This window comes from Sphingobacterium sp. CZ-UAM (assembly GCF_002000245.1).
GTDB lineage: Bacteria > Bacteroidota > Bacteroidia > Sphingobacteriales > Sphingobacteriaceae > Sphingobacterium.
The window spans coordinates 326,676-341,892 of record NZ_MTCM01000001.1; the positions used below are offsets into that span (position 1 = coordinate 326,676).

General features: G+C 38.7%; 10 protein-coding genes and 1 tRNA gene. 6 read left to right on the forward strand and 5 right to left on the reverse strand.

Going from position 1 to position 15,217, the window contains the following annotated elements:
- Nucleotides 1–159: 159 nt before the first annotated feature.
- From BWD42_RS01340 to xerD, 3 genes are all read right to left on the reverse strand, one after another.
- Nucleotides 160–2,625, reverse strand: coding sequence for an ABC transporter permease (locus BWD42_RS01340; protein ID WP_077432681.1), 2,466 nt, complete (start codon nt 2,623–2,625; stop codon nt 160–162).
- Nucleotides 2,626–3,074: 449 nt separating this feature from the next.
- A tRNA-Arg gene (locus tag BWD42_RS01345) sits at nt 3,075–3,146 on the reverse strand.
- Nucleotides 3,147–3,466: 320 nt separating this feature from the next.
- Entirely contained in the window at nt 3,467–4,369 is a 903-nt protein-coding gene (gene xerD, locus BWD42_RS01350; protein ID WP_077432682.1) for a site-specific tyrosine recombinase XerD, read from the reverse strand.
- A 232-nt stretch (nt 4,370–4,601) separates the two neighbouring features.
- Between xerD and BWD42_RS01355 the strand changes: the two genes are divergently transcribed.
- Nucleotides 4,602–7,457: a M16 family metallopeptidase gene (locus tag BWD42_RS01355; RefSeq protein WP_077432683.1), complete on the forward strand. Its 2,856-nt coding sequence runs from the start codon at nt 4,602–4,604 to the stop codon at nt 7,455–7,457.
- 126 nt (nt 7,458–7,583) lie between these two features.
- Here the strand turns inward: BWD42_RS01355 and BWD42_RS01360 are convergent, their stop codons facing one another.
- Entirely contained in the window at nt 7,584–8,444 is an 861-nt protein-coding gene (locus BWD42_RS01360) for an RNA polymerase sigma factor RpoD/SigA (RefSeq protein ID WP_028068906.1), read from the reverse strand.
- A 387-nt stretch (nt 8,445–8,831) separates the two neighbouring features.
- Here BWD42_RS01360 and BWD42_RS01365 point away from each other — a divergent pair, with 387 nt between their 5' ends.
- Complete coding sequence (locus BWD42_RS01365) at nt 8,832–9,053, forward strand: helix-turn-helix domain-containing protein (protein ID WP_077432684.1); 222 nt, start codon at nt 8,832–8,834, stop codon at nt 9,051–9,053.
- On the opposite strand, the gene fmt is transcribed toward BWD42_RS01365, so the two are convergent.
- The gene (gene fmt / locus BWD42_RS01370) at nt 9,050–9,967 is read right to left on the reverse strand and encodes a methionyl-tRNA formyltransferase (RefSeq protein WP_077432685.1); all 918 of its coding nucleotides are present in this window, start codon (nt 9,965–9,967) and stop codon (nt 9,050–9,052) included. The two genes, BWD42_RS01365 and fmt, sit on opposite strands and share 4 nt — an antisense overlap.
- Nucleotides 9,968–10,116: 149 nt before the next feature.
- Between fmt and BWD42_RS01375 the strand changes: the two genes are divergently transcribed.
- From BWD42_RS01375 to BWD42_RS01390, 4 genes are all read left to right on the forward strand, one after another.
- Nucleotides 10,117–11,334 (forward strand): ABC transporter permease, encoded by a 1,218-nt coding sequence (locus BWD42_RS01375; protein WP_077432686.1) that lies wholly within the window; start codon nt 10,117–10,119, stop codon nt 11,332–11,334.
- Nucleotides 11,335–11,449: 115 nt separating this feature from the next.
- Nucleotides 11,450–13,573 carry a cation:proton antiporter gene (locus BWD42_RS01380; protein ID WP_077432687.1) on the forward strand — a complete coding sequence of 708 codons (2,124 nt, stop codon included), beginning with the start codon at nt 11,450–11,452 and terminating at the stop codon, nt 13,571–13,573.
- 26 nt (nt 13,574–13,599) lie between these two features.
- Nucleotides 13,600–14,862, forward strand: a complete 1,263-nt coding sequence (gene icd / locus BWD42_RS01385; protein WP_077432688.1) for an NADP-dependent isocitrate dehydrogenase — start codon at nt 13,600–13,602, stop codon at nt 14,860–14,862.
- A 56-nt stretch (nt 14,863–14,918) separates the two neighbouring features.
- On the forward strand, nt 14,919–15,176 hold the full coding sequence (locus BWD42_RS01390; protein WP_077432689.1) for a hypothetical protein: 258 nt from the start codon (nt 14,919–14,921) through the stop codon (nt 15,174–15,176).
- The last annotated feature ends 41 nt before the right edge of the window (nt 15,177–15,217 follow it).

A 15,217-nucleotide genomic window follows, 5' to 3' on the forward strand; every position in this document is an offset into this window, starting at 1 on the left:
AATTTGCATGATGCTGTTTTTCATAGAAAATGTTAATCTATATTTTCCAAAAATATAAAATGGCTGTAACTTGAAAACAACTTTGAAGCGTATTTTTAAAAAAAAGAAAAATCAAGCGTGATTTTTTTTTATTGTGCGAATAATTAGTCGCTTATGTATCTACTCATCCCTAAGGCTATCTACTGGGTTTGTTTTTGCGGCTTTGAATGCTTGGTAGCATACTGTCAATAGTGCAGCTAATATGCCAATTGTACCTCCCATAGTAAACGGTATCCAATTTACGTCTATTTTATATGCGAAATCCTGGAGCCATTTATTAGTTGCCCACCAAACTATGGGAGCAGCAACAAGAATAGCAATAAATACCATTTTCACAAAATCCTTAGATAGTAAGTTGACTATACTCGAAATAGAAGCCCCCAACACTTTGCGTATACCGATTTCCTTGCTTCGCTGGTAGGCGATGATTGTTGCTAATCCAAATAGACCTAAACAACTGATCAAAATTGCTAGGGCAGTACTGATATTCGTCAACTTTAGAAGCTGCTGTTCCTTTTTATAAAGATCGGCAATACTTTCATCATAAAACCTGTAATTAAATTCCTCTTTCGGAAAGAATTGGTTCCATTTGTCACTTATCTGCCTAAATAATTCCGGAAATTGTTCGCTTTTACCGGCATCAAATTTAATGTTGATGGTATTGACATTCCCCATAAAACTTCTCAATGCCATAGGTTCAATAACAGTATAGAAATTGCTGATATGAAAGTCTTTTACCACACCCATAATTGGGAACCTTCTATTTCCCTGTCCTATAATCTTACCAATGGCATCCTCAGGTGACTGAAACCCGAATGTTTTAACTGCACTTTCATTGATTACAAAAGAATTTATCGTGTCAGATGGCAATAGATTTTGACCAGCGATCAATTCTAAATCATATAGCTTCAAATAAGCAGTATCTACGGATTTTAAGAATATCCGCTGCATCTCTGGTTCTTTAATTCCCGGTATAATGTGATTAAAAACTGTAGAAGCTACCTGATCTTCCATTGGTTTTTGACCTAGGCTAACATGCTTTATTCCAGAAATCTTTCTTAGTTCTTCAACCAATGTTTTTCTTTTAGTGTTATAATTTTCAGAATTCCATAATTTATAAGGAATGTCTGTCGTAATGACGGCATCTTTATTGAATCCCAATTCTTTATGAATGGTAAAGCTCATTTGTTTCCCAATAATCAATGCTGATACGATGAATATTTGTGCTACGACAAATTGAAAAACGATCAGTATTTTTCTAAGGGTGATTTTATCATTAGCTATTTTCACTTCGCCCTTACCTCTAAAAATACTAACTGCATTTACTGTGGTAATAATCCAGGAAGGATAAAGTCCAGCCAGTAGGGTAGTAGAGATCAAAACAATTCCCAGGAATACGATAAAGCTAACTGGATTCAGAAATTCTACGCTGTCTTGAGTAAAGAAATCCCGTAAAGCGTCTATTGCAACATAAGATATTACACTTGATAAAATAATTGCAAATAATACTACAACAACTGTTTCTAGCATCATCTGGAGAATCAGATGCTTAGCCTTACTTCCAAGGGTTTTGCGAATACCAATTTCTTTTGACCGTTGAGGTATTTGGGACGTAGTGAGGTTAATATAGTTTATACATGCTAAAATCAATAAGAATATAGCTGTACCAATAAGTCCATAAATTACATTCTTACTGGTTTTATTAATACCATTATCTTTTACATCCGTAGCAAAATGGGACTCTAAAAGGGGTAATTTCTCTATTTGGCGGTTATATGTAAAATTAATTTTGTTCTCCTGATTGAATAGATTCCAATTGTCTGAAACTTTTTTCTGTATTCTAGCTAAAGCGGCATTTGCCTCTTCGGTGTTGTTGGTTTGAAAATATACCATATCCGTGCTATTAGTATTTGTCCAATTCCCCAAACTTAAATCAAACTTAGATTTATTCAATAGTAGGAATTCTTCACCTTTAAATTCCGTTGGAAAATCCAATGTTTTTATTACACCGGATACTGCCACTTGTATACTATCGTCATAGATCAATGTCCTACCCAAAATATTCTCATAAGAAGTATTAGGGAAATAATATTTCGCCCGCTTATCGGTTAATACTACTTTGGAAGGATTATTCAATGCTGTTTTTTTATCACCGGCGAGCCATTTATAAGAGACCATGTCAAAATAATTCCCTTCGGTATTAATAATGCTTTGATTAGTCAAATCAAAATTTTCCTTTTTGCCCTCATTTTGTTGGTTTATTGGTACCCTTACACTTTTTGTAAAACGCTTAAATACTGGAACAACTCGCTTTACTCCGACCAATTCTTCTTTCATATAAAAATAAATGGGAGTGGATATACCTCCAGTAAAGCTAAATTCACCTTTTTCCCCAAATCGACTTATCAATCTATAAGTATGCTCCTTATTTTCTATTTTATTCTCGAAACTCAGTTCATAACTTACAAATTTGTAAATCACCCAACACGCACTTATGCCTATACTCAATCCTAAAACATTCAAGAATGTATAAAGCTTATTTCTAAGTAGATGTCTTACGCTGTTTTTTAAGATTATATTATTCATTTCGTTTTAGATTTTTGGTTAGAGCTATTAGATTTTTGATGCATGATAATGGATTTAGAATCCGATCATGAATCATCTTAGCTTTCTTATGAGGTATTTCAAGAGATATGCCAATTAGTTAACTATTTTTTAATCAATAAGTTGTATTGTTGTTCAAGCTTCCGGCGTTCAATATCGTACGTTTTTTGTTCGGATACGGACAGTTGTATGGATAAACCCTAAATAACATTGAACAGAGTGTTTTATATTGATTGGCAACTTTATATAGTAAGAACGAGCCAAATCTGTCCTCAAATGAGATATGCACTGTAAAACCCAACGCTTATACGAGTTTTGTTAGTATATTCGTTTAAAAATGGGGGCGGCAGAATCAAAATATTTTAATAGTTTAGTTAACAGTTTTTCTTGTCATAAAAAAGGAGACAACTTCAATGAAGTGTCTCCTCTTGTGTTCCCGGCGGGGGTCGAACCCACATCGTCAGAACCGGAATCTGAAATTCTATCCATTGAACTACGGGAACGTGTCGCAAAGATATACTATTTTCTAGATCTTACAAATAATCTTTGCTATAAAATTTAATCTTTTGAACGGCGAATTTCGAGTGCATATCGCTCCCGGTTTTTGACTTCGCTGCTTTTATAATTTGTACATTCCGCTTTTCTAGGCTAACTTTTTGTCTATTAGTAATATGTATGCAATGTTGCGTTGAAGCTATGCTAAACTATTACTCAGACGCGTTATCGTACTCCAAATTTTATTGAGCTTAGGACTTAAAAAACATTCTGCACGACTTGACAAGCATTTTATAACGGTCTATTGACTTGCTCACTCCAGAGAAGATTAAGACCTGGGATGGTATTGTGTAATGATGGAGTGAAGATAATCCCGATCAATGTGTGTATATATTTCGGTTGTCGTAATACTTTCATGTCCCAGCATATCCTGTACAGCCCGTAAATCTGCCCCACCTTCAACCAGGTGAGAGGCGAAACTATGCCTAAAGGTGTGCGGACTGATGATCTTTTGTAGTCCAATTTTTTGAGCAAGTTCCTTAATGATCAGAAAGATCATCACCCTGGACAAAGCCGAACCTCGTCTGTTCAGAAACACAATATCTTCATTTCCATTTTTGATCTTAATATGGGGTCTAACCGAATCCAAATATAGCCGGAGATGTTTGATCGCCTGTTGTCCAATCGGAATCAGTCGTTCTTTGCTACCTTTACCTTCCACTTTGATAAATTCTACGTCGAGAAACAAATTGGAGATCTTGAGATTGACGAGTTCAGACACACGCAATCCGCAGCCATATAAAACTTCAATAATTGTTTTATTGCGCTGTCCCTCCGTCGAAGAAAGATCTATAGCTGCTATCAGTTGATCAATCTCATGGATACTCAGTACGCTGGGGAGTTTCCGCGCTAAGCGTGGTGCTTGCAGCAATTCAGTTGGATTATTATCTAGGTCATGTTCAATGACTAGAAAGCTAAAAAAGGTTTTTAGCCCGGATATTAAACGGGATTGTGTGAATGGTGAGATATTGAATTCCTGTAACCATTGCAGAAAATCCTGAATATCCTTCCGTACGATTTTATTTAAAGCGAGCCCGTTGTCCTCGCAATAGATTTGGAATTTAGAAACATCATTGAGGTAAGCCTCGATCGAATTAATGCTCAAACCCCGTTCGAACTTTAGAAATCGTTCGAATTCTTTTTTAATGACCTGCCAGTTGCTGAAATCCATTTGCAACAAAATTACAATTAACTATTGTTCTTTTCGAAAGATATTCTGTATTTTTAGACTTGTTTTACAAACCATGAGCAATAGTAAAGAGACGCTCGATCCCGTAGGGGATATTAATAATATTATTTTATCTGTATTTTACCATTTATCGGGACAATTGGTCTCCAGTTCCGTTTACCCTAATATAAACAATTAGCAAAAAATAACCGACTAAAAAAAGAGATTCATTTGTATGAAATTCATTAAACCACTTGCATTAGCCTTTTTGCTTCCGGCTACATTTTACGGCGTAGAGGCAAAAATGCCCACTACTTTAACAGCACATGCCAGGGCTATTCTATCGCAGGATAGTTTGGCCTTAAATCAAAAGTTACCTTTCGACAATGAAGTTGTCACCGGTAAACTGAAAAATGGATTTACATATTTTATCCGCAAAAACACCGAGCCTAAGGGGCGAGTTACTATGTATTTGGGTATGAAGGCGGGGTCAATCCTAGAAAACGAAAAGCAGTTGGGACTGGCGCACTTTTTGGAGCACATGAACTTTAATGGCTTGAAGCATTTTCCAAAAAACGAACTTGTCAATTACCTTCAGAAAGCTGGTGTAAGATTTGGTTCGGATCTGAATGCCTACACGAGCTTTGATCAGACGGTCTATCAATTACCTATTCCATCCGATGATCCGGAATTACTGAAAAATGGATTACAGGTCATGCGTGATTGGGCACAGGATGCGCTATTGGATGGTGAGGAAATTGACAAAGAACGTGGTGTTATCTTGGAAGAGAAGCGCGGTGGAAGAGGGGTACAACAACGTCTGCAAGATCAGTATTTCCCAATGCTGCTTAACGGCTCCCTTTATTCAAAACGTCTGCCTATTGGTACCGAAGAAATTTTAAAAACCTTTCCCTATACTGAAATACGTAAATTTCATCAGGATTGGTACCGCCCGGATTTGCAGGCGCTTATTGTTGTAGGTGATATTGATCCCAAAGCAATTGAGGAAAAAGTGAAAGTGTTATTTTCGGACATGACAATGCCGAAAAAGGTGCTGCCACGCAAAGAGTATCGGGTTGATTTATTGAATAAGAATCAATTTTTGACGATTTCGGATCCAGAGTTACCTTATACCGTCGCACAGATCTTGATCAAAAATGAAAAAGACAAGGTCGTGACTGTAGGAGACTACCGTAATGAACTACTCAAAAATATTTTCAACCAGATGATTGCTGGTCGTTTCTCTGAGCTGATGCAGCAGCCGAATCCACCTTTTATGCAAGCCGGTGGTAGCATTGGTGATTTTGTCTCTAATTTAAATACCTTCTCTTTATTGGTTGTACCTAAGCCAGGTGAACTGGAGTCTGGATTTAAGGCCATGTTGACGGAATTTGAACGTATCCAAAAATACGGTTTTACGCAGACAGAACTGGATCGTGCGCTTGCTGATATGAAGAAGGGAAATGAAACAGCTTATATCGAACGGGATAAGAAAAAATCGGATAACTATGTCAATCGGTATCTGAACTATTTTATCGACAATGAACCGGCTTTGAGCAATGAAGCATCTTATCGCCTAACGAAACAGTTGTTGCCAACCTTGAAACTGGAAGAAGTGAATGGTCTGATCAAGAAATATTATACCGATTTAAATCGTGATATCTTGATTATGGGGCCAGAAAAGGAAAAGGCAAACCTACCTACAGAACAAACCGTTTTGGGATGGGTAAAAGCCGTCGAAGATAGTCCGGTGTCTGCTTACGAGGACAAGGTTTCTAATCTTCCTTTGCTTTCCAAAGAACCTACTAAAGGAACGATCCTGTCTTCAAAGGATATTAGTGCTGTTCAGGCAAAAGAATTGGTATTGAGCAATGGCGTGAAGGTGATTTTAAAACCTACAGACTTTAAAAACGACGAAATCCAGATTATGGCTTATAGTCCTGGAGGAACTTCGCTTTATGCCGACACTGACTATTTCTCAGCTTCGAATGCATCCTCATTGGTCGATGCGAGCGGAGTTGGGCAAATGAACAATGTGGAGCTGACAAAATACCTTGCTGGAAAAGAAGTCTCAATTTCACCCTATATTTCTGAACGCTATGAGGGTATTTCGGGAAGTACGGACAAAGAGGGCCTGAAAAACGCTTTTGAATTAATTTATGGCTATTTTACGGAACCCCGTTTGGATATCGATGTTTTCCAAAGCACGATGACAAGAGCAAAAGGGTCGTTGGAAAATAGATTAAGCAACCCAAATAATGTTTTTTCGGATAAAGTGAAGGAAGTGCTCTATGGGAATAATATCCGCAGACAAAACACTACTGTGGAAACACTTTCAAAAATTGACCGTGAGCGCGCGCTGGCAATTTATAAAGAGCGATTTGCAGATGCCTCTGATTTTGTATTTACTATTGTAGGATCATTTGATGAAGCACAGATTAAACCCTTTATTGAAACTTATCTTGCTTCCCTGCCTGCGATCAAACGCGGAGAAAATTACAAAGATTTGAATATTCTGGAGCCGACTAAAGGACAGCGTGTGGTTGTTCACAAAGGCAAGGAGGAAAAAGCAAGCACCCAGTTGGCCTACTATGGAGATTACAGTTACAGCGAAAGCGAAAATGTCAATATGGAAGCTTTAGAAAGTATATTGACGATCAAATTGCTCGAACGTTTGCGTGAAAAAGAAGGCGGTGTTTATGGTGTCGGTGCCCGGGCTAGCTTCAGTAAATTACCTAAGGCACGCTATTCGTTTTCAGTCGGTTTTGGCTCAGCAGTTGATAAAGCTGATCCATTGATTAGTTCTGCGCTGGATGAGGTGAAAAAGATTCAGGATCAGGGGGCGGACAAAGTGGATATTGAAAAATTTGTGGCCGAACAAAAAAGACAGAATGAACTAAGCTTGCGTGAAAATGGCTATTGGTTGAATTATATTTCCAGTTCTTATCAAAACGAATTGGATATCAACAGATATACCCGTCGGATGGAAAACTTGAATAAAGTTACGCCTAAATCGGTACAGGACGTTGCTGCGAAGTATCTGAAGAAAGACCGGCTTTTCGAATTTATCTTAATGCCGGATACAAAATAGCAAAGCGCATTGATCAGCTATCAATGTGGGCTAGGGCTGTTTGCTAAAGGTAAACAGCCCTTATTGCAAACAAAAAATCCCAATCATCTCTGATTGGGATTACCAAAAATTTCAATAAATATCTTTTTAACCTAAATAAGATTTTAAGATTTTGCTTCTAGAAGTGTGTCTCAAACGTTGAAGAGCTTTGTCTTTAATTTGACGCACGCGTTCACGTGTCAAATTGAATTTCTCACCGATTTCTTCGAGCGACAGTTGGTGGTTGGATCCTAATCCAAAGAAAAGAACAATAATTTCGCGTTCTCTTTCTGTTAAAGTTGCCAATGATCGCTTGATTTCTTCTGATAGAGATTCATCAATTAGAGAACTATCGGTATCTGGATCATGGTTTTCCAATACATCCAAGAGTGTATTTTCTTCACCTTGGACAAAAGGTGCATCCATAGATACATGACGTCCAGAATTACTTAAAGTATCCGAAACTTTGTCAACTGTAGTTTCAAGGATATCTGCCAATTCTTCTGGAGATGGTTCCCGCTCGTATTCTTGTTCTAGTTTTGAGAAAGCTTTACTGATTTTGCTTAAAGAACCTACTTGGTTCAATGGCAGACGTACGATACGTGATTGTTCAGCAATTGCTTGAAGAATAGATTGGCGAATCCACCAAACGGCATAAGAAATAAATTTAAAACCCTTAGTTTCGTCAAAACGTTTAGCCGCTTTAATTAAGCCCAGGTTGCCTTCATTGATTAAATCACCTAAGGTCAATCCTTGATTTTGATATTGTTTTGCTACTGATACTACGAAACGAAGGTTGGTTTTAGTCAATTTTTCCAAGGCAACTTGGTCGCCTTCGCGGATGCGCTGTGCTAATTCTACTTCTTCTTCTGCTGTAATTAAGTCTACTTTACCAATTTCGTGTAAGTATTTGTCCAAAGACTGGGACTCACGATTGGTGATAGATTGTGTAATTTTGAGCTGTCTCATTAATTTTTATTAATTCTCCTCTCTAAGAAATGTTTGCGAAAATACGAAAAATTTTTGAATTATTAATGGAAAATGGATTATCTAACCTCTCATCTATAATGAGTTATGCTTTTGCGAACCTTCATTTTACATTATCAAAAACTATTCCATTTAAAATTGTTTTTCTTCCTCAATTGCGGTCGTAATATTCAACTGATTGATATTTAAAGCGCTAACAAATTTTATTTTTTTATATTCTCAAGTAATTTATCTAATGATATCAGATATGTTACGTAAAACGTATTCTTCGAATTTATTTTAAAATGATAATTTTATGATAAAACAAAAAGATATATGTTTTGTTTTACAAGAGACAGTAAATAAATTTAAAGGAATAAAAATTATAATATGCCAATCTTAATTCATTTGGATAAAATAATGAAAGAAAAAAAAATGTCGCTTAACCAATTGAGCGACAGTGTGGGGATCACCCTTTCTAATCTTTCAATCATAAAAAATCAAAAGGCTAAGGCACTGCGATTAGATACACTTGAAGCAATATGTAAGGCGCTAGACTGCCAGCCTGGTGACTTGTTGCAATATTACGATGGTGGCGATGAAAAAAATTAGAATCTATAGCCTTTTAAAAAGTCTACTATATTCATCTTTTTCTTGCCTTCCAATTGAAGTTCCGTTACACTGATATAGCCATCCTGTGTTGCAAACTTTAAATAGTTTTTTTGGTCCGTCTCTATCGTTCCCGGAGCAGCATCAGTAGCTCTTTGCTCTTTTTCTGTCTTGTATATTTTTAGTACTTTATCATTTAATAGCGTGAACGCCGTTGGATAGGGGCTAAGTCCGCGTATAAAGTTATAAACAACGTTTGTGGGTTGGTCCCAATTGATTTTGCAATCTTCTTTAAAAATTTTTGGTGCATGTTTCAACGGCTCGTTTGGCGCGATGTCGTCTTGACTTTTAGGTTGCAGATTCCCCGCTTTCAACTCCTGTAGGGTACGAAGTAAGGTGTTAGCTCCAGCATGCATCAAATTGTCGTGAAGGTCTCCGGCAGTATCCGTATCACTAATGGCAACTTTTTCGGCGAGTAATATATTTCCCGTATCGATTTCATGCTGCAACAAAAAGGTGGTTACCCCAGATTCCTGCTCACCGTTCATAATCGCATGATTGATCGGAGCCGCCCCCCGGTATTGAGGGAGTAAGGAGGCATGGACATTAATAGTGCCGTATCTTGGCATATTCCAGACAACTTCAGGTAGCATACGGAATGCTACTACGACCTGAAGGTCCGCTTGATAACTTTTGAGCTCAGCTAGAAAGGCCTCATCCCGGAGTTTGACCGGCTGGAGAACCGGAATATGATGTTGTGCTGCATATATTTTAACGGCGGATTCATGTATTTTTTGCCCACGACCCGCTGGCTTATCCGGTACGGTGACTACAGCAACGACTTGCTCGCCAGATTGAATGAGCGCTTCAAGGGAAGCAACAGCAAAGTCAGGGGTGCCCATGAAAATAATACGCATAAGAGGTCTGTGTTTTGTAAATTCCTTAAAATCAAATAAATCATTGGGATGATAAAAATCATCTGCGAAAGCGCTAATAATTTGCTATTAAAGTTTTGTAAATAACAAATTTTTATAACTTTGCGAAGTTACATAAATATATTGAAAGCTTGAATTTTCCTTATTTTTTAGCAAATCGAATAGCATTCTCAGGTAAACGGACTTTCTCCAAGTTGATCGTCCGCGTTACGATAGGTGCAATTGCGTTAGCCATCGCTGCCATCATCATATCTATTGCGGTTCTGCGGGGATTTAAGGGGGAGATCATTAGCAAACAACGCGGCTTTTTTGCGGATGTATTGGTCCTGCGTTATGATCTCAATAAATCGTATGAAAATTCACCTATCGCCCTGACACCCCAACTTCATAAAGCTATATTGGCAGATCCGGAAGTGTATTCCATTAATCCATTTGCAACAAAAGCGGGGATTATCAATGTGAATGACGAAGTGGAAGGTGTGGTTTTAAAAGGAATTGATTCGCTGTACGATCAGCAGCCCATAAAAAATATGCTGCTTGAAGGGAATACCATAGACTTTAAATCTGAAAATAAAGATAATCAGATACTAATTTCAAAATATCTGGCAGATCGCCTATTATTGAAAGTGGGGGACGACTTTATTATGTATTTCGTTCAGGAGCCAATCCGTAAGCGCAAGTTTGTCATTAAGGGAATTTTTAATACGGGGTCCGAGGAACTTGATAAAGTTTATGTCATTGGATCTTTGAATGTCATTCGGAAATTAAGCAATCTGGATGACAATGAGGTCGGTGGCTATGAGATCCGAATCAAGAATTTCAGCCAGCTGCAGGAGACAACCCGTAAAATAGAAGACATGTTACCCATTGATATGCAGGCAATCAATATCAAAGATCAGGTGCCTGACATTTTCCAATGGTTGGATCTGTTGGATATGAATACCAAAATTATTTTTGTATTGATGACTGTAGTAGCGATTATCAATATGATTTCAGCTTTACTGATTACCATCCTTGAGCGGACATCCATGATTGGTATTTTGAAAGCTTTAGGTTACCATAATGCGGGTATACGGCGGGTATTTATGTATAGCGCACTGTACCTCATCGGTCTTGGCTTGCTGATCGGAAACCTGATCGGCTTGAGCTTTTATTTTCTTCAGGATTATACCCATTTTTTCAAACTGGATGAGCAGACCTACTATATCTCCTATGTGGCTGTAAAACTCTACTGGTCTGACGTTATTTTAGTTAATCTTGCTGTGGTATTTATAGGGATGGTTTCCTTGTTTATTCCTTCAATGTTGATCACTAAGATTAGTCCGATAAAAGCAATTTCTTTTAAGTAAGCCCTTTTTTAAGCCGCGTTTTGCTGGAAAAATCGTATTTTTAGAGCTGTTAGCTGTTTTTCGCTGAGTGACGAAAAATAAGCGGACATATTTTACCGATAGCATACGAGCACATATGAATAAAACTTTTGAGCATATTTCCCACGCTTTCGAAGCGCCTTTACAGAATCCCGTACTTATTTTTTCGCTGGTACTCTTTATTATCCTACTTTCCCCTATTGTCCTCCGGCCGATTAAGGTGCCGGGCATTATCGGTTTGATTATATCTGGTGTTATTATTGGACCGCATGGATTAAATTGGCTGGAGAAGAACTCAGCAATTAATTTGTTTTCCACCATCGGACTTTTGTATATCATGTTTATAGCCGGTCTGGAATTGGATATGAATGAGTTTAAAAAGACCAAGAACAAAAGTTTACTGTTTGGTTTTTTTACATTTATTGTACCCATAAGTATAGGTTATCCCGTTTGTCATTTCTTGTTGGGTTATGATGTCCTGGCGAGTCTTTTGATATCGAGTATGTTTGCTACGCATACGTTGGTGTCTTATCCCATTGTGAACAGTTATGGTATTTCCAAGATGGAGGCAGTGGCAATTACGATCGGGGGGACGATCCTGACCGATACGGCGGTGCTGATTATATTAGCTGTTATTACAGGAGTTTCACAAGGTAATATCGGAAATGAATTTTGGGTCACCTTAGGGATTTCCTTTGCCATATTCCTCTTCATTATGTTCGGTATTATTCCGCGGATAGCAAAGTGGTTTTTTGAGCGGCTCGGAAGCGAAAAGACATCGAATTATATTTTTGTACTGTCCGTGGTATTTTTCGCAGCCTTTCTTGCGGAAATTGCGGGATTGGAACCTATTATCGGAGCCTTTGTGGCTGGTCTGGCACTGAATAAATTGATTCCACATTCATCGGCATTGATGAATCGTATCGAGTTTATCGGAAATGCTATTTTTATTCCATTTTTCCTTATCTCAGTAGGTATGATTGTGGATGTAAGTGTCATTTTAAAAGGTCCCCAGGCATTAATTATTGCGGGTACCTTGACCATCGTCGCAATAGTGGGAAAATATGTGGCAGCCTGGTTGACACAGAAAATATTTAAGTACAGCCGCGGGCAACGTAACCTGATTTTTGGGTTGAGCAGTGCCCATGCTGCCGCAACCCTGGCTGTAATTATGGTCGGGTATAAAAATGGGATCATTGACGAAAATGTCTTGAACGGTACGATTTTATTGATCCTGGTAACCTGTATTGTCGCAACCATTGTGACAGGGAATGCTTCCAGAAAAGTGGTTATGGATGGTGAACAGGATGAAGAACATATCGATGTGGTCAAGGAGAAAGATGAAAATATATTGATTTCTATTGCCAATATGGACAATATGGAACCTATTCTTGACTTCTCTACCTATATCAAGAGTAAAAAGTGTACCTATCCTGTGAATATCGTATCCGTGGTAAAAGATAATGAGCAGGCTCAGCTGAATATGAGCAAAGCACGCAAAAATCTGGATAGTATGGTGCGTTACGCTTCTGGCTCAGAGACCAATGTGAATATCAGTGCAACGATCGATTTAAACATTGCCAGTGGCGTGGCCCGGTCAGCAAAGGAGGTTTCTGCAAATTGTATTGTGCTTGGTTGGCCAAGTGCGGCGAACTTTATGGATAAATTTGTCGGCGAAAAAACGGAAAGTATACTCAATAGAACCTCTGCCAATGTGATGCTCTGCCACTTTAAAAAGCCTTTTATTTCCAATAAGTCCATTGTGGTATTTGCACCACCGATGTGTGAAGCTGAGTTTGGTTTTGAATACTGGCTGGAGAAGGTTATTAAACTGGCGCAGGAATTGTCCGTTCCGATCTCTTTTGTGGTAGATACGCGCTCTGCAGCTGCTATTGAAGCACATCTTATCGAAATTAAGAACTCCGTGCCGGTTGCTTTTAAACATTTCGATGACTGGGATAATCTACAGGGGTTAAAAGCGTTTAAAGAAGAGGATTCCATGTTTATTTTTGTATCTGCGCGAAATGGAGAGGTTTCATACCGCGATTCGCTGGATGGTGTGGCGAAAAAATTAGAGGGTATCTATGCAAACGAAAACCTTGTTTTGGTGTTTCCTAGTAGGATAGAGAACGCGCACATCGACGAATATGAAGATGTTGAAGCAGCTCCGATATTCCGCAAGATTAGCAAAGAGATTGGAAATATGTTTAATAAAGGATAGTTGTTATCCGCACAAAACACAGATTTATGTCAAATAAGATTACAATGTCCAACAATGGAACCTTACAGGTTCCGGATTCCCCAACAATTCCTTTTATCATAGGTGATGGTATAGGTCCCGATCTATGGCATGCAGCCGTGCGTGTTTTTGATAAAGCTGTGGAAAAGACTTATCATGGGCAGCGAAAAATCAACTGGAAGGAAGTTTTGGCGGGGGAGAAAGCATTTAATGAAACCGGTGAGTGGTTGCCCCGAGCTACACTGGATATATTGCGCGAATATTTGGTAGGAATAAAAGGCCCTTTGACCACACCTGTTGGGGGCGGCATACGTTCATTGAATGTGGCCCTACGCAAGGACCTGGATCTGTATGTCTGCCAGCGGCCGACAAGATGGTTTGAGGGGGTACCCTCTCCGGTCAAACATCCTGAATATGTGGATATGGTTATCTTTCGCGAAAATACCGAAGATATCTATGCTGGTATCGAGTTTCAGGCCGGGAGTGCCGAATCCAATAAACTACAGGATTTTCTGCACGATGAGCTTGATATAGACTACAATTTTTCGAGTACTACGGGCGTGGGGGTCAAATTGGTTTCTGAAGAGGGGTCCAAACGTCTTGTTCGTGCAGCTATAGAACATGCTATCCATTATGCATTACCCTCGGTCACGATTGTGCATAAGGGAAATATTATGAAATACACAGAAGGGGCTTTCAAAATTTGGGGTTTCGAGGTTGCAGAAACCGAATTTGCGGACAAAACCTATACCTGGGGGCAATGGGAGCGAACCAAAGCCGAGAAAGGTGAAGCTACTGCCAATCAGGAACAAAAAGATGCGCTCGCTGCTGGTAAAATTTTAATTAAGGACATTATTGCGGATAATTTCTTACAACAGATCCTGCTTAACCCGCGTGACTTTTCGGTGGTCGCCACCTTAAACCTAAATGGGGATTATATCTCTGATGCATTGGCAGCGATGGTGGGTGGAATAGGTATCGCTCCGGGAGCCAATATCAATTTTAAAACTGGTCATGCCGTTTTCGAAGCAACCCATGGTACGGCACCCCGATTTGCGAATACAGATACCATGAATCCTTCATCCGTGATCCTGAGTGGTGTCATGATGTTTGAATACTTGGGCTGGGCAGAAGCCGCAGCGGCAATTGTGCGGGCACTTGGGGAGACCATCATTGCAAAAACAGTCACCGTCGATTTTTATAACCTGATGGACGATGCCACCTTGGTGAAAACCAGCGAATTTGCTGATCGGATCATCGAAAAATTATAAGAATTTTCTTTTTTAAGATATTAAGCAGAAATTTGACTAAAATTTCTGCTTTTTTTATGGACTACGATCAACTTCCGCCTTTTGTAAAAGACTCCACCGTCTTGAGTACAGACGATAAAATTAAACTGGCTCTGATAGACCGATTACCAACAGCAATGGAGGTGGATGTGATTACAACGATGCCGGAAATTTACGAATTGTTAAACGCCTTTATCGGGGATCAATCCTCCCGTAATGTCCACCTTCAGTTAAAGGCGAAGGAGTATTTGCAAGATAATCAATTAGATATGGCATGGAAAGTGCTTCTTCTTTGATTACTTTAATAACCAACGGGGATTGACTTGTGTAATATTTT

Bases quoted from the DNA above. Each gene is read 5' to 3' on its own strand.
- BWD42_RS01340 (WP_077432681.1), bottom strand. From the start codon at position 2,625: ATGAATAATATAATCTTAAAAAACAGCGTAAGACATCTACTTAGAAAT.
- xerD (WP_077432682.1), bottom strand. From the start codon at position 4,369: ATGGATTTCAGCAACTGGCAGGTCATTAAAAAAGAATTCGAACGATTT.
- BWD42_RS01355 (WP_077432683.1), top strand. From the start codon at position 4,602: ATGAAATTCATTAAACCACTTGCATTAGCCTTTTTGCTTCCGGCTACA.
- BWD42_RS01360 (WP_028068906.1), bottom strand. From the start codon at position 8,444: ATGAGACAGCTCAAAATTACACAATCTATCACCAATCGTGAGTCCCAG.
- BWD42_RS01365 (WP_077432684.1), top strand. From the start codon at position 8,832: ATGCCAATCTTAATTCATTTGGATAAAATAATGAAAGAAAAAAAAATG.
- fmt (WP_077432685.1), bottom strand. From the start codon at position 9,967: ATGCGTATTATTTTCATGGGCACCCCTGACTTTGCTGTTGCTTCCCTT.
- BWD42_RS01380 (WP_077432687.1), top strand. From the start codon at position 11,450: ATGAATAAAACTTTTGAGCATATTTCCCACGCTTTCGAAGCGCCTTTA.
- icd (WP_077432688.1), top strand. From the start codon at position 13,600: ATGTCAAATAAGATTACAATGTCCAACAATGGAACCTTACAGGTTCCG.
- BWD42_RS01390 (WP_077432689.1), top strand. From the start codon at position 14,919: ATGGACTACGATCAACTTCCGCCTTTTGTAAAAGACTCCACCGTCTTG.